This window comes from Geobacillus sp. Y412MC52 (genome assembly GCF_000174795.2).
Taxonomy (GTDB): Bacteria; Bacillota; Bacilli; order Bacillales; family Anoxybacillaceae; genus Geobacillus; species Geobacillus thermoleovorans.
Genome location: NC_014915.1, coordinates 3094536 through 3114631 on the forward strand (window position 1 = coordinate 3094536; position 20096 = coordinate 3114631).

The following is a 20096-nucleotide window of genomic DNA, read 5'->3' on the forward strand; positions in this document are numbered from 1 at the left end:
TTTCTTTCCCTTTTCAAGTTTTTTTTTCTGTTCGTCCAACAAAAAGGTTCGTTATAACCACGCCCATTTATGGTAAGATAAACTTGTAATGCCATGACTTTCGCGCAGGGAGGGATGTCGGTGAAAGAAGATCGCAACGTCTACGATGTCACCATTATCGGCGGCGGGCCGACCGGGATGTTTGCCGCGTTTTACGGCGGCTTGCGGCAAATGAAAGTCAAAATTATCGAAAGCCTTCCGCAGCTTGGAGGGCAGCTGGCCGCGTTATATCCGGAAAAATACATATATGATGTCGCCGGATTTCCGAAAGTGCGCGCCCAAGAGCTTGTCAACCAGCTGAAAGAGCAGATGGACCTATTTTCGCCGACCGTCTGCCTAAACGAGTCGGTCGACACGCTCGAAAAGCAGGAGGACGGAACGTTTAAACTCGTCACCAATCAACAAATCCATTATTCGAAAACGGTCATCATCACCGCCGGAAACGGCGCCTTTCAGCCGCGTCGGCTCGAAATCGAAAACGCTTCCCGCTATGAAGGAAAAAACTTGCATTACTTTATCAACGACTTGGGGCAGTTTTCCGGAAAGCGCGTGCTCGTCTGCGGCGGCGGCGACTCGGCTGTTGACTGGTCGCTCATGCTCGAACCGATCGCCGCGAGCGTCACGATTGTGCATCGCCGCGACAAATTCCGCGCCCATGAACATAGCGTCGAGCAGCTCAAGAAGTCCAGCGTGCAAGTGAAAACGCCGTTTGTGCCCGTTGAACTCGTCGGCGATGAACACGCCATCCGCCAAGTCATCCTCGAGCATGTGAAAGAAGGAACGAAAGAAACGATCGATGTCGACGCCGTCATTGTCAACTACGGCTTTATTTCTTCGCTTGGCCCCATCAAAAACTGGGGGCTTGACATCGAAAAAAATGCGATCAAAGTCAACTCGCGGATGGAAACGAACATCCCCGGCGTGTATGCGGCGGGCGACATTTGCACGTACGACGGAAAAATCAAGCTGATCGCCTGCGGCTTTGGCGAAGCGCCGATCGCCATCAGCAGCGCCAAAACGTACATCGACCCGACGGCGCGGATGCAGCCGGCGCACTCGACATCGCTGTTTTAATGGCGCTCCGTCGGGAAAACAAGCGGAAGCGAAGGGGCGCTCGGCATTTCGCCTTAACGCCGCATCCCGACTGATTGGAGCCATTCGTATAGCCCGCCCCGTCCACACCCGTTTTTCAAGCAAAAGGCGCCCCCTCTTTGTTGGGGGCGCCATGCTCGTGCCTCATCCCTCTCGCTCCAGCGAAACCGACTCGCCATCATTATTCCCAGCCTTGTTTTTCGTCCATTCCTCCCGCTCTCTCTCGAGCAGCTTCACCTGCCGGCGCAGGCTGAACAAACGCACCCATCCGAGCATGCCGACGACAAGGCCGCCAAGGACGGCCGAACCTAAAATGACGATAATGAGCGGCAAGCGGGTTTCGCCGACTAAATAATGGATCGTCACCTGCTCGACATTCGCCACCGCCAGCAGCGCAACAATGAGCGCCAAGACAAGCGCCAAGATGACATTGATTTGTCCTTTCATCGTTTCTCCTCCTTTGGCGCTCCCGAAAAGGCCGATGTTGGAGCGCGGCCGTTTTCCCCAATTTCGTGAGGGAAAGACCACCCTTCCAACATTTCGCCAATCGGTACACGCCCGCGTTTTCAACCGGCCGTGTGGCGAAAACCGGCCTTCTCAAGAGCCCGACGATCACGGCAAGGCAGGCCGTTTGCCTCTGCCGGGCGGATGGAGGTCAACCTGTCCGTCCGCTTAGCATTGCTCCGGCGTGCCGGCATTGGTCGCTGTGCGGAACGAGGAGCCGCAGCCGCATGTCGCAATGGCGTTCGGATTGTTGATCGTAAACCCGCCGCCAAGCAGCGACTGTTTATAGTCGATGACCGTTCCGCGCAAAATCGGCGCGCTGTCGCGGTCCACCAAAATTTTGATGCCGTGCTGCTCAAATTCGATGTCATCATCACGCCGCTCATGGTCAAAGCCCATGCCGTACGACAACCCGCTGCAGCCGCCGCCATGGACGCCGACGCGCAAGTACGCGCCCTCTTCTTCCTGCTCTTTCATCATATCTTTGATTTGAAACGCTGCCGCTTCTGTCAGCATAATAACTGCCTCTGCCATCCATGATCCCTCCTTTAACGGTTGGCACTGGCCAAACAGCTTGGCCGTTTTTCGACCGATTCGCCCGCTTTCACCCGACGGCTCAGATGGGGCGAATCGTCTTGAATGGCTCCCTCTTCCCTTATAGTATACCGTCTTCGCCTTTCGGTGCTCAACCGTTCCGTCCGCCTCGGTAGTAATAAACGCCGGTGCACACGGTCTCCGCCGGACCGGTCATGCGCACGCGCCCGTCGTGCCCCCATACGATCGTTAAATCGCCGCCGGCCAAATGGACGACCGTTTCCTCCCCGCGCACCGTTTTGCCGTTTAACACCGAAGCGACGACCGCCGCGCACGCTCCGGTCCCGCACGCCTGCGTCACGCCGGAGCCGCGCTCCCAGACGCGGAAATGAAGCTCGCGCTCGTTCACCACTTCGACAAACTCGACGTTCACCCCTTCCGGAAAACGCGGATCTTTTTCGACGAGCGGGCCAAGCGTCGTCACCGGCGCTTTTTGGATGTCATCAACGTAAAAGATCACATGCGGGTTGCCCATGGACACCGCCGTCATTTCATATTCGCCCCCAGCGATGGTAAACGGCTCGGCGACGACTCGTTCCGCTTTTGGTCCAACCATCGGAATGGCGCTGCGCTCAAGGCGCGGCTCGCCCATATCGACCGTCACGCTTGTCACTTCGCCATCTGCTACTGCAACACGGGCTTCGACAAGCCCGGAGAGCGTTTCAATCAAAAAGGTGCGGTCGCGGACGATGCCGTGCTCGTACGCGTATTTCGCCACGCAGCGCAAGCCGTTGCCGCAGTTTTTCCCTTCCGAGCCGTCGCTGTTAAAAATGCGCATTTTGAGTGGCGCTTTCTCCGATGGACAAATGAGAATCAAGCCATCGGAGCCGATGCCTGTGTGGACATCGGCGACGCTGCGGGCGATCGCCGGCAGCTCCTCCTCGGGCAATGTTTCCCGGAACAGATCCACGTATATGTAGCTATTACCCAATCCGTGCATTTTCGTAAACGAAAAAGAACGCACATGACTCCCTCCTGAACATTTTTTGCGCTTCACATGTATAATGGCGGCATCTCTTGGGCACAATGGGAATATCCCCCGTTTTTTCATAATATATTGAAGAGGATGCCGCATCGCGGACATCCTCCTTTTTTCGTTAAAACATTGGGTTTTCCTCGAGATGCCGATAAATATTTTCCACGAGCTGCTCGGGCGTTTCGCCGCTGACAAACTCGCCGTTGACGAGCGCAAACAACGTTTCCGCGCAGCGTGTGCAATAGCTTAAGCAACTGTATTCCATGATGTCCAAGTTCGGATCCTTTTCCAACATTTCCATTGCTTTGTACGACCCGCTGGCTAAGTTGCTGATGCAAAATTCGATGATGGGCAACATCATATGCGGTTCACCTTCCTCTTCCCATCGTAGCGGTTTTCCGGCGCGGCGTCAATGGACATGCTCGTTCGATCAAGGAAGCGGAAAAATGATTGTTCTTTTGTCACAATTTCGTTATACTTTTCTATGGCATTGTCGGCTTTAGAAACTCGACAAAAGGGGATTTTTCACGATGAGACAACTTGTATTGCTTGGCGGAGGATACGGCAATATGCGCATTTTGCAGCGCCTCCTCCCGGACGAATTGCCAAACGACATTCATATTATCCTCATCGACCGCGTTCCGTACCATTGTTTAAAAACGGAATATTACGCCTTGGCCGCGGGAACGGTCAGCGACCATCACATCCGCGTCCCGTTTCCGGAACATCCGCAGCTTGTGTACCAATTCGGCGAAGTCGTCTCGATTGATCTCGACCAGCAGCTCGTCCATTTAAAGGATGGGAGCAGCGTCCGCTACGATGATGTCGTGATCGGATTGGGCTGCGAAGACAAATACCACGGGGTGCCGGGCGCCGAGGCGCATACGTACAGCATCCAGTCGATCGATAAGGCGCGCGCCGCCTATGAAGCGCTGAACAATTTGCCGCCGAAAGCGACGGTCGGCATCGTCGGCGCGGGATTGAGCGGCGTCGAACTGGCCAGCGAACTGGCGGAGAGCCGTCCGGACTTGCACATCAAGCTGTTTGACCGCGGTGAGCGCATTTTGCCGATGTTTCCGAAACGGTTGAGCGATTATGTGGAAGGATGGTTCGTTGAACACAAGGTGGAAATCGTCCGCAACTCCAACGTCACGAAAGTCGAACCTGGCGTCTTGTACAACCACGACGAGCCGGTCAAGTGCGACGTCATCGTCTGGACGGCCGGCATTCAGCCCAACCGCGTCGTCCGCGAACTGAATGTCGAAAAGGACAAGCAAGGCCGCGTCGTGCTGACGAAGCGCCATCACATCCCCGGCTATGAAAACGCCTACGTCGTCGGCGACTGTGCGAGCCTGCCGCATTCCCCGAGCGCCCAGCTCGCTGAAGCGCAAGCCGAGCAAATCGTCCAAGTGCTGCAAAAGCGGTGGAACGGCGAAGAACCACCGAGCGAATTCCCGCCGATCAAATTAAAAGGCATTCTCGGCTCGCTCGGCAAAAAGCACGGCTTCGGCTTGCTCGCCGACCGCCCGCTCACCGGCCGGGTGCCGCGTTTGTTGAAATCAGGCATTTTGTGGATGTACAAGCATCACCATGGGTACTGAATCAAGACAGCGCAACACAGCCTCAGCCTTTTCGATCGATCGACGTTTGCGGAAAGGCAGACATTGAGCGCATAAAAGGCGGAGCTTATTCCGCCTTTTTCCCTTCATGCGCCGATGGCCGGTACCCGAATTTTTCCATTTCTGCACAAATCGCCTTGAGCCGCGGGTTGCCTTCGGCGACGACGTTTCCTTCGATCACCACCACCGGATACACCCAATCTTCTTCGACGATCGTCTGCGCGAGCTCCCGCTTCTCCTCGTCATCGGCCGGCGGCGCAAAAATGTCGACGTACGTCATCACAAACGGCTGATCCGGATACTTGCGGCGCAGCGCGGCCTCGAGCCACTCGTACGTTTCTTTCGACGACGGCAGCTGCACGCATGCCGGGCAAATGACGTCGGCCCCGTACACACAAATTTCAACCGGTTTGAATGTCATCGTTGTCACCCTTTGCAAAAGCAAAATTTATCATTAGATTTTTTTTGTCACCATGATTATAATAAAAACTAAGGAAAGGAGTCGATGGAAATGACGGATCAAGAAATCAAAGAACAAGTGCAAGAAGTTTTAGATAAACTGCGTCCGTTCCTGCTTCGCGACGGCGGCGACTGCGAACTCGTCGATGTCGAAGATGGCGTCGTGAAACTTCGCCTCCTCGGCGCGTGCGGCAGCTGCCCGAGCTCGACGATTACGCTCAAAGCCGGAATTGAGCGCGCCTTGTTTGAAGAAGTGCCGGGCGTCGTCGAAGTGGAACAAGTGTTTTAATATGAAAAATCCGAACAGCGGCCGCTGTTCGGATTTTTTTATCGCCAGCGGGGCGGCGAGCCGACGGGGAGGCTGGTGATGGGCAGCCACAACCCGCCTGATCGGGCGCTTCTCCGTTTTCGTTTCCTTCCAATTGTGCAAGGAAAACCGTCATATCTTTCGCCCGCTCCCAAGCGCGGCGGCGAAACGGCCAGGCCGCTGAACGGACTTCTGTTCGCGCCGGCGCCCAAGAAGGTTCAAGCTTCAAGCGCCAGCTTGTAGACGCAGCTGCCGCGCGGCTCGACGGAAAGACGCGCGATTTCGCACGTCGGAAAATGCGGGCGCAGCCGGCGCGCGAGCCGCTCTCCTTGGCCCGGTTCGGCAAAGACGAGCACCGTCGGCCCCGCTCCGCTCAGCGCCGCACCGATCGCTCCGTATTCAAGAGCGAGCGCCTCGGCCCGCTCGAGTTCCGGAACGAGCTGTCTCCGATACGGCTGATGGAACAGATCGGCGGCCATCATCCGGCCGGCAAGCTTCCAGTTTTTCGTGAGCAACGCGGCGACGAGAACGTTGCTGACGGCGCTCGCCTCGACCGCCCTCTCTCTCGTCCATTGTTCCGGCAGCTGCCCGCGCGCTTTTTTCGTTTCCAGTTCATACTCGGGAATAATGGCGACAAGCTCTACATCCAATTCGGGAATATGGACGACATCCACGCCCGCCTCGCGGCAGCAGCCGATGACAAGCCCCCCGTACAACGAGGCGCCGACATTGTCCGGATGTCCTTCGTATCGGGTCGCCAACTCCATCTTTTGCTCGCGCGGCAACTGAAGCCCAAGCAGCGCGTCGGCGAGCTCAATGCCGGCGACGACCGCCGCCGCGCTGCTCCCGAGCCCGCGCGTAAACGGAATGTCGCTGTACACATCGACCGCACAGCTTGGCAGCCGGCGGCCGTAAACGTCCGCCGTCTCCGCCGCCACTTGGTACACCAAATTGTCCGTCCCGCGCGGAATACCGCTCACTTCCGCTGTCTTTGGCGCAAACGACCACGCATCCGCCAAGCGGACGTCAAGCGTCAAATAGCGATTGACCGCGAGCCCAATCGAGTCAAATCCTGGACCTAGGTTCGCCGTGCTTCCCGGAACGACGATCTTCAACATCTCGTCTTCTTTCATGTCCGGACAACCCCTTGCAAATGCTCCAAGACAACTTGTTCATCGTTCGGCAGCACGATCGGTTCGATCGCCGCGGTCTCCAAGGCGATGGCCGGGTCTTTCAATCCATTGCCAGTGAGAACCGCCACGACGAGGCTGCCGCGTTCGATTTCGTTCCGTTCGCGCTGCTTGATCACCCCGGCGATCGCCGCGCATGACGCCGGTTCGGCAAAAATGCCTTCCGTCCGGGCGAGCCGCTTGTAGGCGGCCAAAATTTCTGCGTCGCTCACCTCATCAATTTTCCCGCGCGACTCGCTCGCCGCCTCGACCGCTTTGTCCCAGCTCGCCGGATTGCCGATGCGGATCGCGGTCGCCACCGTCTCCGGCTGTTCAATCACCCGGTTGCGGACGATCGCCGCCGCTCCTTCCGCTTCAAAGCCGCGCATTTGCGGCAAGCCCGTTCCTTTCGCTTCATGGTACTCCTTAAACCCTTTCCAATAGGCGGTGATGTTGCCGGCGTTGCCGACTGGAATGGCGAGCACGTCCGGGGCGCGCCCAAGCTGGTCGCACACTTCAAACGCCGCCGTTTTTTGCCCTTCGATCCGGTACGGATTGACCGAGTTGACGAGCGTAATCGGCGCCGTTTCGCTCAACCGGCGCACCATCTTCAGCGCCTCGTCAAAGTTGCCGTCAATCGCAAAAATTTCCGCGCCGTACATGGCGGCTTGCGCCAACTTGCCGAGAGCGATCTTGCCGTTCGGAACGACGACGAGGCAGCGCATGCCGGCGCGCGCCGCATAGGCGGCCGCTGAAGCCGATGTATTGCCGGTTGAGGCGCAGATGATCGTATGGCTTCCTTCCTCTTTCGCCTTGGCCACCGCCATCACCATGCCGCGGTCTTTAAACGAACCGGTCGGGTTCGCCCCTTCGACCTTGACATAGAGCGCAATGCCGAGCTCCTCCGACAAGCGCGGCAGCGGGATGAGCGGCGTATTCCCTTCGCAAAGCGACAGCCTCGGCGTCGCTGCAGAGAGCGGCAAAAACTCGCCGTAGGCGTCAAGCAGCCCTTTCCATGCCATTACCGTTTCTCTCCTTCCACTCGATACGAGCTTTGCACCCGTTCGACGATTTCCAAATCGCCGAGCTGCTGCAAAATGTCTTCGTAGTCTTGCTGCGAGGCGTCATGCGTGACGATGACGATTTCCGCTAGGCCATCCTCTTTCAGCGGCAATTGCAAAATTTTCTCAAAGCTCACCCCGCGCTGCGAAAACAGCGTCGTAATTTTGGCAAACGCGCCGACCTGGTCTTTGACGTGAATGCGCAAAAAGTATTTCGAGAAAATTTCCGCCGGCGTCTTCAACTGCTTTTCATATTGCGGCGCGACGGCATAGCGGCCGTTGACGCCAAGGCGCATATTTTTCATCACCGCGACCAAGTCGGAGACAACCGCCGTCGCCGTCGGCAAGCTCCCGGCCCCCGGCCCGTAAAACATCGTCTCTCCGACCGCTTCGCCGTATACGTACACCGCATTGTATTCGTTGTGCACGGACGCCAACGGATGCGAATCCGGCAAAAACGTCGGCTGGACGCTCACCTCGACCTTCTGCCCGTCGCGCTGGGCGATGCCGATCAATTTCATCGTGTAGCCGAGCCGCTTCCCGTAGTTCAAGTCTTCCTCCGTCACTTGGGTGATGCCTTTCACTTGCACATCGTCCAAGTCGATGTCCATTGAAAAGCCAAGGCGGGCCAAAATCGCCATTTTCCGCGCCGCATCCAGCCCTTCGACGTCTGACGTCGGATCGGCTTCCGCAAACCCGAGCGCCTGCGCTTCGGCGAGCACGTCCTCATAGGAAGCGCCGTTTTGCGACATTTTCGTCAAAATGTAGTTCGTCGTCCCATTCACAATGCCCATGAGCTTCGTAATCCGGTCCGACGCCAAGCCGTCGACCAAGCTGCGCAAAATCGGAATGCCGCCGGCGACGCTCGCTTCATAAAACAAATCGCAGCGGTATTCCGCCGCCACCCGAAGCAGCTCCGACCCGTAGACGGCCATTAAGTCTTTATTGGCGGTCACGACATGCTTCCCTTGGCGCAGCGCCCGCAATAGCAGCTCTTTTGTCTCCTCAATGCCGCCCATCACTTCGATGATGACATCAATGTCCGGATCGTCAATCACCTCAGCCGCACTCGTCGTAAGGAGCGACGGGTCAACGGCGACATCACGCGGTTTCTGTACATCCCGGACAAGGATTTTTTTCACCTTCACCGGGCAGCCAACCTGATGCATCAATTTTTCTTGGTGGTTTTCAATAATTTTGACCACGCCGCTCCCGACCGTTCCTAATCCTAACAATCCGACCAAAATTGGTTTTTCCATGATTCCCGCCCCTTCTGTTTACGTACAGTAGACATTTGTATTTTTATAGTAGACATTATAAAAGACGATCGGCCATTTGGCAATGAAAATTTTTACGAGATCCGGTTCACCGGCGTCAGCGGCGGCCGTCCTTCGAGCACGGCGATGATGTTGTCGCGCGCCAATGTCATCATGGCGCGCCGCGTTTCGTACGTGGCGCTGCCGATATGCGGCAAGGCGACGACGTTCGGAAGCGAAACGAGCGGATGATCGGCCGCGACCGGTTCGTGTTCAAACACATCCAATCCCGCCGCGGCGATCTCCCCGCCGACCAGCGCCTCATACAGCGCCTGTTCATCGACGACCGCTCCGCGCGCCGCGTTAATGAAAATCGCGGACTTCTTCATTTGCCGGAACGCCTCGCGGTTGAACAAATGGCGCGTCTCGGAGGTGAGCGGCGTCAAGCAGACGACAAAATCGCTCTCCGCCAGCAAGTCGGCAAACGGGCGGTAGACGGCGCCAAGCTTCTCTTCCGCCTCCGGACGGCGGGAGCGGTTGTAATACAGAATGTTCATGTCAAACCCCTTCGCCCGTTTCGCCACCGCCTGGCCGATGTTCCCCATGCCGACGATGCCGATCGTTTTATGATGGACATCGGCGCCCGCAAGCAAAAACGGGCTCCAGCTTTTCCATTTTCCTTCCTTCAAAAATTCAGCCGCTTCCACGAGGCGGCGGGCGGTGGCCAATAAAAGCGCAAACGTCAAATCGGCCGTCGTATCGGTCAATACATCGGGTGTATTGCAGACGAGAATGCCGCGCTTTGTTGCCGCCGGCACGTCAATGTTGTCATAGCCGACGCCCATATTGGCGACGACTTGGAGCGCCGAACCGGCGGACAAGACGTCTTCATCGATCGGATCAGACACCATCGGCAAAATGGCCGTCGCCCGTTTCGCCTTTTCCACGAGCACATCGCGCGGCACGGCCATATCTTCATGGGGCCACATCTCTACTTCAGCGATGGCCAAAAGCGGCGCGACCACGTCCTCGGGCAATTTTCGCGTAATGAATACATACGGCTTCGTCATGATGCAGCCCTCCCCACTTCATTTTTTCTAAATCTTATCACAACTTTGGCCGAAAAAAAACGGGAAGTTGTCCTTAGGGTTTAACGGCAGGGAAGCGGTCGTTTTTTCGTTTGGGCCAAAAAAAAGCGGGAAGCTGTCTTCCCTGCGTTACGCCGGCGGCAGCCACTCGACCGCCGGCAGGCGGATGCGGTTCGAGATGCCGGCGATCTTGGCAAACGAAGCCAAAAACCGCTCGTACTCGTGCGATCGATCGAGCAAGCGCCGCAACTCCCCCTCCCGCCTTGTCCGTTCGCTCTCATCCACAGCGATATAATATGCCTCGACACATTCAAAATAGGAAAGCGGAAACAACAACCTGGCGTAAACGAGCCGCCACGCAAACGGCGACAGCGGCGCCGCATGTTCATACTCTTGAAAAAACTGCCGCACCGCCCGCTGACAGCCAAGTCCGCTCTTTTCGTACAAATGGCGCACCCATTCCGCCAAATCGCGGGCGCAATGGTCATACACCCAGTCGGTCGGCAGCTTCGCTTCTCCCCCCCCAACCCACTTCGCCTCGGGGAGACGCTCATGGCAAAATGCCGCGTAATCGATGCGCCCTGGTTCTTCGTCAATCTCCGTGTCCGCCACGTATTGCACCGCGTTTTCGGCCAAGCCTAAATAATACGGGAACGATTCGATAAACAGACGATCAAACAGCGACGACGGCCCGGAAGCGAGCTTGCTCGACCAAAACGCCTCCATTTGATCGATCCGCTTCGCCCACAGCTCCCGCCATTGGCCGATGCGCCGGCAGGCGACGATCGGCCATGGACATGTTCTCCCGCATTCATGCATCACCGCCAATTCCCTTCCGAGCGAACGAAAGCGGGACGCCGGAAGTGGAGCGCGAACGAGCGCCAACGGCTGTCCGTTATAGGAAGCGATATACGTTCCGGACGTCGTTTTGACCAGTTCTCCGACGCCGTCCACTCCTTTTGCCCGCAAATAGCGGCTCATTTGCTGGCGCTCTTCCATTTCCGCTTCGCTTTGCCCATCGGCGGGAACGAGCAAAAAACGCTCCTGCCGATGCCAAAAGGCCGCATGCCGTCCGCTTCGCTCCAACCTCTCGACGCGCATGCCATACTGTTCACGCACCCATTCTTCCATCGCCGCGCCTCCTTTTTCCTTTTTGCCGAAACCAGTCATTCCGCTCGTTCCACACCTTCATCTCATCGCCGCCCCATCGATGAGCCGATTCCGCCTCCGCTCCAGCATGAAACGGCCCCATTCACGCGCCTATGCTGATCAGCCAGCGCATGGCCGCGGAAAAAGAGGTCTACTTTTTATATATGACAGCGGGCGCCAAAAAAGCCGATGAGCATTTTTCTTTATATGACGGACTGATTTATGACATGATACATATATATAGAAAACGACTTTCTAAAAGAAACAGGTGAAGTTCATGAGCGAATTCATTATGAACAATCTGGAACAAACGGCTCGGCGCTGGCTTGAGGAACGGGGGGTGACCGTGGAAAAAATTGCGGAGCTCGTTTATTACTTGCAATCAAAATATCATCCCGATTTAACGATGGAGGAGTGCATCGAAAACGTCAACCGCGTCATTTCGAAACGCGAAGTGCAAAATGCGATTCTAACCGGCATCCAATTGGATAAACTCGCCGAAGACGGTCGGCTCGATGAACCGCTGCAGTCGATCATCCGCCGCGATGAAGGGCTGTATGGCGTCGACGAAATTTTGGCGCTGTCAATCGTCAATGTGTACGGATCGATCGGGTTTACGAACTACGGATATATCGATAAGCAAAAACCGGGCATTTTGCAATATTTAAATGATAAATCGACCGGCAAATGCAACACGTTTTTGGACGACATTGTCGGCGCCATCGCCGCGGCGGCGTCAAGCCGCCTGGCGCATCGGGCCGCCAATGCCGAGTAACGCCGGCGCTGCCCATGCGCGCCCTCCATCCGCGCCGAGCAACATGAAACGCCGCCTTGCCTTTTTTGGCAAAGCGGCGTTGTTTACAAGCGGTCAAGCCATTCCAAAAGCGAATCGGCCGTATACGTCGGCATCCGTTCGTAGCGGGCGAGCATTTCTTTTGTCGTAACGCCCGTATGGACTAAAAGCGTATCGATGCCAGCGTTCATGCCGGCTAAAATGTCGGTTTCATAATAGTCGCCGATCATCAGCACGTCCTCCTTCGGGACGCCGAGCACTTTGAGCGCCTGCTCCATAATGATTTTTTCCGGCTTGCCGATAAATGTCGGCTTCACCTGCGTCGATACGGCGACGACCGACGTCAACGCCCCGTTGCCCGGAAGCAGCCCCCGCTCCGTCGGCAAGGCGATGTCGCCGTTGGTTGAGATGAACATCGCTCCATTTCGGACAGCGAGACAAGCGACAGCGAACTTTTCGTATGTAATTTGCCGGTCAATCCCGATGACGACGACATCCGCATCTTCGCCGGCCAAACGGAATCCTTTGTCCGCCAAGGCGGTTTGGAGCCCTTCTTCACCGATCACATACACGGAAGCATCCGGTTTCTTTTCAAAAATGTAATTCGCCGTCGCCTGGCTTGTCGTAAACACATGCTTCTCCTCGGCCGGCACGCCGAACGAACGCAATTTTTCCGCCACTTGCGCCGGTGTGCGCGACGAATTGTTCGTGACAAACAAATACGGAATGCCGAGGCGGTGCAGCTCGTTGACAAACGTACGCGCCTCAGCGATGCATTCGGTGCCGCGGTACATCGTCCCGTCCAAATCGATGAGGTAGCCGTTGTATCGTTTCAATGCATCCGCTCTCCTTTCCCGCCATCAATTGCGAAACGCCGACACCGGGCCGAGCTCGTTTTCAAGGTAAGCGCGCACCGCCTTCGGATACGCCTCAAGCGCCGGCAAATGTTCGTTCAGATCGGCGAGCAATTTCGCGTGATCGACGCGCGCATATTCGTGCACAAGCATTTTCCGATGGGCGATGAACGCTTTCAATCGGTCGGCATCCGCCGGCGAGATCACTCGTTCGTCAGCCAAAATGTCGATGATGTCGTTGTAGCTGCCTGGGTCGCGCATAATAAACCCATCGATCATGGCGTTGCCGACGTCCAACACCGCCTCGATGACGATATGAGCGATCCGTTCGAGCGCCAATTGCCGAAGCGGCTCGTCCCATCGCTCCTCGGCCTTGTAACGGTCCAGCATTTGTTCCATGTAGCTGAGCGTTTCTTCCAGTTTTTTGCGATCGACAAAATACATCCGTCATCCCTCCTCGTTCCTTTGTGCGATTTGCTGTCTCCCGTTTTCGCCGCCTGTCTGCTATGATGGACATAGACGAAAAAACAGGAGGGGCTCAAATGATGGGCGAACGGTTTTATTTATACGACGACACCGTCGAAGCGGCCGTCCGCTTCGTCAGCTTTGTCGGCGAGCGGCAGCGGTTTGATTTGGCGCTCATCGAAACGGATCGTTTTTACGGGAAGTGGCTCGTGCTCGATTTGCAAAGCAACCGCTTTGCCATTCTCGGGCGCGACGATTTGGAGGAGCCAGGCTATATCGAGCACGCTTACCAGCTTCATGAACAAGATGCCAACGATTTGCGCGCCTTTTTGGAGGAGTATCTCTCATAACCTTCCTCGGTTTCGGGCATCTTATGAAACAGCCCACGAACGAAGGAAGGTGAGACGAATGGCGGAACGGGAAACATACGCCGATTTTTCCGTCGTCGAGAAACAGCGCAATTTCTTGACCGCTGAAGAGTTCCCAGAAGGGCCGTACGGCTCGCCGCGCCGCGACGACGCGCCGGTCGAAAACAAAAGCACGCCTTGGAAGGAAGGCCAGCGGCATTACAGCGCCTTCAACTACGAGTTTAAATCGTTCCACCAAAACATTCCAAGGCGTGACCCAGCCGCCCACCCGCCGCACGACGATCCGCATCAGAGCGAACAGTTTCCGTACAACGAAGGCGAATGACGAGGCAGCCGCTCGCGGCAAGCGGGCGGCTGCCGTGCTTACCGTTTCACCTTGCGCAGCACAAAATACGCGCAGCCGAAGTTGCAATATTCATACAAATATTCGGACAACGTGCTGATTTTCGTATCGTACGTCGCTTTTTGGTTATGGTCGTCAAAAAACCCGCGCAACCGGAGCTGGTTGTATCCCCAATCCCCGACAATGTAGTCGTACTTCGCCAAAATGTCCGCATATCGGGCGCGAAAGGCTTCTTCATTAAAGGCGTTTTTCACATTTTCCACCAGTTCGTAACAATGATTGTTAATGCAAATCACTGTTCTCACCTCGCCTTTCCACTTCCATCATAAACGATGCATCGCCCCCAATCAATTACTGTCATCAAACCATCATCCGTGTGCCACCCTAAAAGCGAAGGGGGTGCTGACGATGAGACGACCATGGTTGGCCGTTGCGTTCGGAGCGGCCGTCGCCCTAGCCGGCTGCGCGCAGACGGCTCAGGACGAAAACACCGATATTTACAAGCGGAGCGGCAACACGATCAATGTCACCGACCGCAACGAGCTGTACAATGAAAACGGGGTGCCCAACGGCGATGACACGCCGATGAACAACTTCGGCTACGTCCGCCATCAAAAAAGCCCGATCCTCGGCGATGCAAACGGCTATAACGACATGCCGTCCTTCAACCGCGAGAAAGCGGCTGATTTAATCAGCAAATTGTGCACCCAGCTGCCGGGCGTCAAAGACGTCGCCACGCTCGTCACGGATGAGGAAGTGCTCGTCGTGTATGACGCGGACACGAACAACCGGCAGCAAACGGCCGATCAAGTGAAAAAAACAGCGCTTTCCGTCGTTCCACGCTACTACCATGTGTATGTCGCCGACAATCCGCAGCTGATGAAGGACATTGAGCGCTTCGGGCGCCTTGATTCGAACACGCGCAACATCGACCAAATTCTCGATGCGACGATTCAGCGGATGTTGAAATATCCGCAAGGGAGAAAACTGAGCGACGGGGAAAATGAAAACGGCGAAATGATCAACGAAACAAACGATGAATTAGACCGCGATTTCCGCGACGGCACGCCGCGGGCAACGAAAGCGGGGCGCTAGGGAAAAGAAACGGTCTGCCTTCTTTATGAAAGGCATGACCGTTTCTTCGCGTTCATCCGGCCGGGATGATGCTTTCAGCCGCTGAAACAACGCTTGCTTGCTTTCGCGCCGTTCGTTGGATGTTACGCTTTCAACTGCCGCGCTTTCGCCGCCTCGCTCACCTGCTCATCGGCATGGTACGACGAGCGGACGAGCGGCCCCGCTTCACAATGGCTGAACCCTTTGCTCAACGCGATTTCTTTCAGCTCTTGAAACTCATCCGGATGGTAATATTTTACGACCTTCAAATGTTTTTTCGTCGGCTGCAAATACTGGCCGATCGTCAAAATGTCGACATGGTTGGCGCGCAAATCGTCCATCGCTTCAATGATTTCCTCTTTCGTTTCCCCAAGGCCGACCATGATGCTCGATTTCGTTGGAATGTCCGGCTGCAATTCTTTCGCGCGCCGCAAAAACTCAAGCGAACGTTCGTACGTCGCGCGGGCGCGCACCCTTGGAGTCAAGCGGCGCACCGTTTCGATGTTATGGTTTAAAATGTCAGGGCGGGCATCCATCAAAATTTTCAAGTTTTCATACACCCCGCCCATATCCGACGGCAGTACCTCGATCGTCGTAAACGGGTTTTTACGGCGGATGGCGCGCACCGTTTCGGCGAATACCGCCGCCCCGCCGTCTTTTAGGTCATCGCGGGCGACGGCGGTGACGACGACGTGTTTCAAGTTCATGATGCGCACCGATTCCGCGACGCGTTCCGGCTCCTGCCAATCGAGCTCGGTCGGCAGCCCGGTTTTGACGGCGCAAAAGCGGCAGGCGCGCGTGCAGACGCTGCCTAAAATCATAAACGTCGCCGTCCGCCGTACGGCCCAGCATTCGTGAATGTTTGGGCACTTCGCTTCCTCGCAAACGGTATGTAAACGGTTTTCCCGCATCAGCTTCTTTAAACCGATATAATTCTCGTTCGTGTTCAACTTGATTTTCAACCAGTCCGGCTTGCGGACGTGTTCTTCTTTCGTCGCCATCGTTCTCACTCCACTTGTCGATGATTGTTCATTTCTCATTATAATGAAAAGCGCAGGAAAACACAAAAAAATCGTCCATCAGACGATTTTCCTCCTTTTAACATTTATGAAATTCCCGTTTCTCCCCAAACTAAACATATGAAACGGGCGGAAAGGGGGAATACGCGTGCATCGATGGCTTGCCGCCATATCGGCGGCAGCGATGCTGTGGATCGCCGCCGGCGCGGCTTCGGCGGCGGAACAGGAAGAAGCGGTGTATGAAAAGCGAATGGAGCTGTACAAAAAGGCCGAGGCCGTTTCCTTGATCCCGTGGTATTACTTTGCGGCCATTGACCAGTATGAGCGAAACGTCCGGCAAGTGCGCCGCGACTTGCCCAAGCCAGCCGGCGTTCTCGGCATTTATATGAAGCCGGAAATATGGGCCGGGCCGCTGAACAAAAACCCGCATGATACAGACCCGTTCACCATCTCCCAGTTTGGCGGCCTTGGCGTGGACGGAGACGGCGACGGCTATGCGCGGGCGGATGACGATGACGATGTGATCATGGCCATGGCCCGCTATTTGCAGACGTACGGCATCGATCACCGCCATATCAAAATCGCGCTTTGGAACTATTACCAACGCGCCAAAACCGTCGACTTGATTTTAGGAAAGGCGAGAATTTATAAAAAGTATCAGACGTTGAAATTGGACAACCACGTGTTTCCGCTTCCGCTAGGGGCCAATTACAGCTACCGCGATACATGGGGGGATGCGCGCGGCTGGGGCGGGCGGCGCATTCATGAAGGAACCGACATTTTCGCCGGCTACGGCGTTCCGGTGCGCTCGACGTGCTACGGCATCGTCGAGCTGAAAGGGTGGAACAAATACGGCGGCTGGCGCATCGGCATCCGCGACATCAACAACACGTACCATTACTTTGCCCATTTGAACGGCTTCGCCGCCGATCTTCGCGAGGGGCAAATCGTCGAGCCGGGGACGATCATCGGTTCGGTCGGCAGCTCTGGCTACGGTCCGCCCGGCACGGCGGGGAAATTTCCGCCCCATCTTCACTACGGCATGTACAAAGACAACGGCTATACCGAATGGGCGTTTGACCCGTACCCGCACTTAAAAGCATGGGAGCGGGCCGAGCGGCAACAACGGCGCCGCTAGCCGCGCGGGGGCTGGCGCGACGGGGTTCTCTCCGCCAACGCCAGCCGCCCAAATAAGCGGCATGTTTTTTCAAGAGCAGAGACGTCCCGGACGCCGATGTTTCCCGTCCGTCCATCCCAGCCGGCGTTCGCCGGCCGAAACGGTAATGACGGAAAAAGGCTGATCTCCAAGTTGGAATCAGCCTTTTTTCCACGGCGGCACAACCGTCCGAAACCGCTTTCCGCTGACGTTCTTCCGCCTATCGCTTCTCAATGCCCACCCAAATACGCCTGCTTCACCTGCTCGCTCGCCTGCAGCTCGCTCGCCGTTCCCGACAAGACGACGCGCCCCGATTCAAGGACATAGGCGCGATGGGCGATGGAGAGCGCCATATGGGCGTTTTGTTCGACAAGCAAAATCGTCGTCCCCGACTCGTTGATTTCCTGAATGATGCGGAAAATCGTTTTGACCAAAAGCGGCGCGAGCCCCATCGACGGTTCGTCAAGCAAGAGCAGCTTCGGGCGCGCCATGAGCGCGCGGCCGATGGCGAGCATTTGCTGCTCGCCGCCCGAAAGCGTGCCGGCCAGCTGCTTGCGCCGCTCCTCAAGACGCGGGAACAGCTGAAAGACTTTGGCAAAGTCTTGTTGAATGCCTTCTTTGTCTTTGCGCAAAAACGCGCCGAGCTCCAAGTTTTCCTCGACCGTCATATTGGCGAAAACGCGCCGCCCTTCCGGCACGTGGGAAATGCCTTGCTTGACGATCGTCTGCGCCGCCTTGCCGGCGATCGAGGCTCCCTCATACACGATGTCGCCGTTTTTCGGCCTAAGCAGCCCGGAAATGGTTTTCAGAAGCGTCGTTTTCCCCGCGCCGTTCGCCCCGATCAGCGTGACGATCTCGCCTTTGTTCACCTCAAGCGATACGCCTTTTAAGGCATGAATGTTGCCGTAAAACACATCGATTCCATCCACTTTCAACATGGTCACGACACCTCCTCGCCAAGGTAAGCCTCGATCACTTTCGGGTTGCTGCGCACTTGTTCCGGCGTGCCTTCGGCGATCAGCTGGCCGTGATCCAACACGTAAATGCGCTCGCATATGCCCATCACAAGCGACATGTCATGCTCAATCAACAAAATCGTCAACGCAAACCGTTCGCGAATGAACGCAATCAACTTCATCAATTCTTTCGTTTCTTGCGGGTTCATGCCGGCGGCTGGCTCGTCAAGCAAAAGCACTTTTGGCTGCGCCGCCAGCGCCCGAGCGATCTCAAGCCGGCGCTGCTGGCCGTACGGCAAGTTTTTCGCCTTCTCGTGCATGACGCCGTCAAGCTGAAAAATTTTCAAAAACTCGATCGCCTTTTCTTCCATTTCTTTTTCACCGCGGAAATGGGACGGGAGGCGGAGAATGGAGCTCGCGATCGAATGGCGGGCGTGCGCATGGTAGGCGACTTTCACGTTGTCGAGCACCGACAGCTCGCCGAACAGGCGAATGTTTTGAAACGTCCGGCTGATCCCTTTGCGCGTAATTTTATACGGCGGCAGGCCGTTCAACGTCTCGCCGTCAAGCATAATCCGCCCGTCAGTCGGCACATACACGCCCGTCAATAAGTTAAACAGCGTCGTTTTCCCCGCGCCGTTCGGGCCGATGAGCCCGACAAGCTCCCCTTGATACAGCTCCATCGTCACACCGGAGAGCGCCTTCAGCCCGCCAAACTGGATGCCGACGTTTTCTGCCTTAAGCAACGGTGTTTTTGCCGCCATGATTCATTCCTCCCTGCGCTGCCTTCCGCCATTTGAAGAGCGAAGACAGTTCTTTCGTCCCCATCAGCCCGGTTGGACGGTACAGCATCACCAAAATCAAGACGATGCTGTAAATGATCATCCGCGTTTCCGGATAGTTTTGCAAGAACGTCGAAACGATCGTCAGCAGCACCGCCGCCACCACCGCGCCGGATAGGCTGCCGAGCCCGCCGAGCACGACGAAAATCAAAATGTCGAACGATTTTAAAAAGCCGAAGTTCGACGGCTGAATGATGTAAAAGTGATGCGCGTACAGCGCCCCGGCGATGCCGGCGAAAAACGAACCGATCGCAAACGCCGCCACTTTGTAATACGTCGTATTGATCCCCATGGCATCCGCGGCGATTTCATCTTCGCGGATCGAAATGCACGCCCGTCCGTGCGTCGAGTTCGTGAAGTTGGCGATCACCAAAATCGTGACAAACAGGCAGGCGAACACCCACGGCCATGTCGTCATATGCGTCACCGTCATGCCGCTCGCCCCGCCGACGTAATCGATGTTCAAGAGCGCGATGCGGACAATTTCGCCAAACCCAAGCGTGGCGATCGCCAAGTAATCGCCTTTTAAACGCAGGCTCGGCACGCCGATGACGAGGCCGGCGAGCATCGCCGCGATCCCAGCGGTCAAGACGCCGACCGCAAACGGCAGCTGCAGCTTCATCGTCATGACGGCTGAAGCGTAAGCGCCGACGGCGAAAAAGCCGGCATGTCCAATCGAAAACTGTCCGGTGATGCCGATGATCAAGTGAAGGCTCGCAGCCAGCATGACGTTGATCGCCATGAAAAAGAGCGTGTTGACGTAAAACACATTGAGCGTCCCGCTTGCAATCAGCCACTCGACAACAGCGAAAAAGGCGAAGGCCAGTATGACGGAAACCCAAAATCCACGAGTCCGCTTCCAAGTTGCCATTGT

General features: G+C 56.2%; 26 protein-coding genes. 8 read left to right on the top strand and 18 right to left on the bottom strand.

The genetic code is table 11. The annotated features are described in order from the left end of the window. Positions 1 to 114: 114 nt before the first annotated feature. A complete protein-coding gene (locus tag GYMC52_RS15305; protein WP_173346443.1) occupies positions 115 to 1113 on the top strand; it encodes an NAD(P)/FAD-dependent oxidoreductase in 999 nt (332 codons plus the stop codon). Positions 1114 to 1275: 162 nt separating this feature from the next. On the opposite strand, the gene GYMC52_RS15310 is transcribed toward GYMC52_RS15305, so the two are convergent. From GYMC52_RS15310 to GYMC52_RS15325, 4 genes are all read right to left on the bottom strand, one after another. After that, on the bottom strand, positions 1276 to 1578 hold the full coding sequence (locus GYMC52_RS15310; RefSeq protein ID WP_013524527.1) for a LapA family protein: 303 nt from the start codon (positions 1576 to 1578) through the stop codon (positions 1276 to 1278). Positions 1579 to 1803: 225 nt separating this feature from the next. After that, entirely contained in the window at positions 1804 to 2169 is a 366-nt protein-coding gene (locus tag GYMC52_RS15315; RefSeq protein WP_013524528.1) for a HesB/IscA family protein, read from the bottom strand. A gap of 151 nt (positions 2170 to 2320) precedes the next feature. Further along, positions 2321 to 3193 (bottom strand): diaminopimelate epimerase, encoded by an 873-nt coding sequence (gene dapF / locus GYMC52_RS15320; RefSeq protein WP_013524529.1) that lies wholly within the window; start codon positions 3191 to 3193, stop codon positions 2321 to 2323. A gap of 133 nt (positions 3194 to 3326) precedes the next feature. Beyond that, a complete protein-coding gene (locus tag GYMC52_RS15325) occupies positions 3327 to 3566 on the bottom strand; it encodes a YuzB family protein (protein WP_013144336.1) in 240 nt (79 codons plus the stop codon). A 169-nt stretch (positions 3567 to 3735) separates the two neighbouring features. On the opposite strand from GYMC52_RS15325, the gene GYMC52_RS15330 reads away from it, so the two are divergent. Continuing rightward, entirely contained in the window at positions 3736 to 4806 is a 1071-nt protein-coding gene (locus GYMC52_RS15330; protein WP_011232429.1) for an NAD(P)/FAD-dependent oxidoreductase, read from the top strand. A gap of 85 nt (positions 4807 to 4891) precedes the next feature. On the opposite strand, the gene GYMC52_RS15335 is transcribed toward GYMC52_RS15330, so the two are convergent. Further along, positions 4892 to 5245: a YuzD family protein gene (locus GYMC52_RS15335; RefSeq protein WP_013144335.1), complete on the bottom strand. Its 354-nt coding sequence runs from the start codon at positions 5243 to 5245 to the stop codon at positions 4892 to 4894. 84 nt (positions 5246 to 5329) lie between these two features. On the opposite strand from GYMC52_RS15335, the gene GYMC52_RS15340 reads away from it, so the two are divergent. Beyond that, a complete protein-coding gene (locus GYMC52_RS15340) occupies positions 5330 to 5572 on the top strand; it encodes a NifU family protein (protein ID WP_011232431.1) in 243 nt (80 codons plus the stop codon). Between the two features lie 236 nt (positions 5573 to 5808). On the opposite strand, the gene thrB is transcribed toward GYMC52_RS15340, so the two are convergent. The 5 genes from thrB to yutH form a co-directional block, all read right to left on the bottom strand. Further along, the gene (gene thrB, locus GYMC52_RS15350) at positions 5809 to 6723 is read right to left on the bottom strand and encodes a homoserine kinase (protein WP_013524530.1); all 915 of its coding nucleotides are present in this window, start codon (positions 6721 to 6723) and stop codon (positions 5809 to 5811) included. Then, positions 6720 to 7781, bottom strand: a complete 1062-nt coding sequence (gene thrC / locus GYMC52_RS15355) for a threonine synthase (protein WP_013144332.1) — start codon at positions 7779 to 7781, stop codon at positions 6720 to 6722. Before thrC ends, thrB begins: the two co-directional genes overlap by 4 nt. Beyond that, a complete protein-coding gene (locus GYMC52_RS15360; protein WP_013524531.1) occupies positions 7781 to 9079 on the bottom strand; it encodes a homoserine dehydrogenase in 1299 nt (432 codons plus the stop codon). The genes thrC and GYMC52_RS15360 overlap by 1 nt, the downstream gene beginning before the upstream one ends. A gap of 92 nt (positions 9080 to 9171) precedes the next feature. Then, a complete protein-coding gene (locus GYMC52_RS15365) occupies positions 9172 to 10146 on the bottom strand; it encodes a 2-hydroxyacid dehydrogenase (RefSeq protein WP_013524532.1) in 975 nt (324 codons plus the stop codon). Positions 10147 to 10293: 147 nt separating this feature from the next. Continuing rightward, a complete protein-coding gene (gene yutH / locus GYMC52_RS15370) occupies positions 10294 to 11295 on the bottom strand; it encodes a spore coat putative kinase YutH (protein WP_013144329.1) in 1002 nt (333 codons plus the stop codon). Positions 11296 to 11590: 295 nt separating this feature from the next. On the opposite strand from yutH, the gene GYMC52_RS15375 reads away from it, so the two are divergent. Beyond that, positions 11591 to 12088, top strand: coding sequence for a phosphatidylglycerophosphatase A family protein (locus GYMC52_RS15375; RefSeq protein WP_011232437.1), 498 nt, complete (start codon positions 11591 to 11593; stop codon positions 12086 to 12088). An 83-nt stretch (positions 12089 to 12171) separates the two neighbouring features. On the opposite strand, the gene GYMC52_RS15380 is transcribed toward GYMC52_RS15375, so the two are convergent. Beyond that, positions 12172 to 12942: a TIGR01457 family HAD-type hydrolase gene (locus tag GYMC52_RS15380; protein ID WP_013524533.1), complete on the bottom strand. Its 771-nt coding sequence runs from the start codon at positions 12940 to 12942 to the stop codon at positions 12172 to 12174. A 24-nt stretch (positions 12943 to 12966) separates the two neighbouring features. Continuing rightward, positions 12967 to 13404, bottom strand: coding sequence for a type VII toxin-antitoxin system HepT family RNase toxin (gene hepT / locus GYMC52_RS15385; RefSeq protein WP_013144328.1), 438 nt, complete (start codon positions 13402 to 13404; stop codon positions 12967 to 12969). 98 nt (positions 13405 to 13502) lie between these two features. Between hepT and GYMC52_RS15390 the strand changes: the two genes are divergently transcribed. Continuing rightward, complete coding sequence (locus GYMC52_RS15390; RefSeq protein WP_011232440.1) at positions 13503 to 13775, top strand: DUF3055 domain-containing protein; 273 nt, start codon at positions 13503 to 13505, stop codon at positions 13773 to 13775. 58 nt (positions 13776 to 13833) lie between these two features. Beyond that, the gene (locus GYMC52_RS15395) at positions 13834 to 14118 is read left to right on the top strand and encodes a hypothetical protein (RefSeq protein WP_013144327.1); all 285 of its coding nucleotides are present in this window, start codon (positions 13834 to 13836) and stop codon (positions 14116 to 14118) included. A 38-nt stretch (positions 14119 to 14156) separates the two neighbouring features. Here GYMC52_RS15395 and GYMC52_RS15400 read toward each other — a convergent pair whose 3' ends face one another. Further along, a complete protein-coding gene (locus GYMC52_RS15400; protein WP_013144326.1) occupies positions 14157 to 14432 on the bottom strand; it encodes a YutD family protein in 276 nt (91 codons plus the stop codon). 112 nt (positions 14433 to 14544) lie between these two features. Here GYMC52_RS15400 and GYMC52_RS15405 point away from each other — a divergent pair, with 112 nt between their 5' ends. Then, positions 14545 to 15231, top strand: coding sequence for a YhcN/YlaJ family sporulation lipoprotein (locus GYMC52_RS15405; RefSeq protein ID WP_013524534.1), 687 nt, complete (start codon positions 14545 to 14547; stop codon positions 15229 to 15231). Positions 15232 to 15353: 122 nt separating this feature from the next. Here GYMC52_RS15405 and lipA read toward each other — a convergent pair whose 3' ends face one another. Next, on the bottom strand, positions 15354 to 16250 hold the full coding sequence (lipA, locus tag GYMC52_RS15410) for a lipoyl synthase (protein ID WP_013144325.1): 897 nt from the start codon (positions 16248 to 16250) through the stop codon (positions 15354 to 15356). A gap of 166 nt (positions 16251 to 16416) precedes the next feature. Between lipA and GYMC52_RS15415 the strand changes: the two genes are divergently transcribed. After that, complete coding sequence (locus GYMC52_RS15415) at positions 16417 to 17406, top strand: M23 family metallopeptidase (RefSeq protein WP_013524535.1); 990 nt, start codon at positions 16417 to 16419, stop codon at positions 17404 to 17406. On the opposite strand, the gene GYMC52_RS15420 is transcribed toward GYMC52_RS15415, so the two are convergent. The 4 genes from GYMC52_RS15420 to GYMC52_RS15435 all read right to left on the bottom strand — a co-directional run bounded on the left by GYMC52_RS15420 (position 17403) and on the right by GYMC52_RS15435 (position 20093). Beyond that, complete coding sequence (locus tag GYMC52_RS15420) at positions 17403 to 17576, bottom strand: hypothetical protein (RefSeq protein WP_227456685.1); 174 nt, start codon at positions 17574 to 17576, stop codon at positions 17403 to 17405. The genes GYMC52_RS15415 and GYMC52_RS15420 overlap by 4 nt on opposite strands. A gap of 78 nt (positions 17577 to 17654) precedes the next feature. Then, the gene (locus GYMC52_RS15425) at positions 17655 to 18362 is read right to left on the bottom strand and encodes an ABC transporter ATP-binding protein (protein WP_011232446.1); all 708 of its coding nucleotides are present in this window, start codon (positions 18360 to 18362) and stop codon (positions 17655 to 17657) included. 2 nt (positions 18363 to 18364) lie between these two features. After that, entirely contained in the window at positions 18365 to 19144 is a 780-nt protein-coding gene (locus tag GYMC52_RS15430; RefSeq protein WP_013524536.1) for an ABC transporter ATP-binding protein, read from the bottom strand. Then, entirely contained in the window at positions 19119 to 20093 is a 975-nt protein-coding gene (locus GYMC52_RS15435) for a branched-chain amino acid ABC transporter permease (RefSeq protein WP_011232448.1), read from the bottom strand. Before GYMC52_RS15435 ends, GYMC52_RS15430 begins: the two co-directional genes overlap by 26 nt. Between the last annotated feature and the right edge of the window lie 3 nt (positions 20094 to 20096).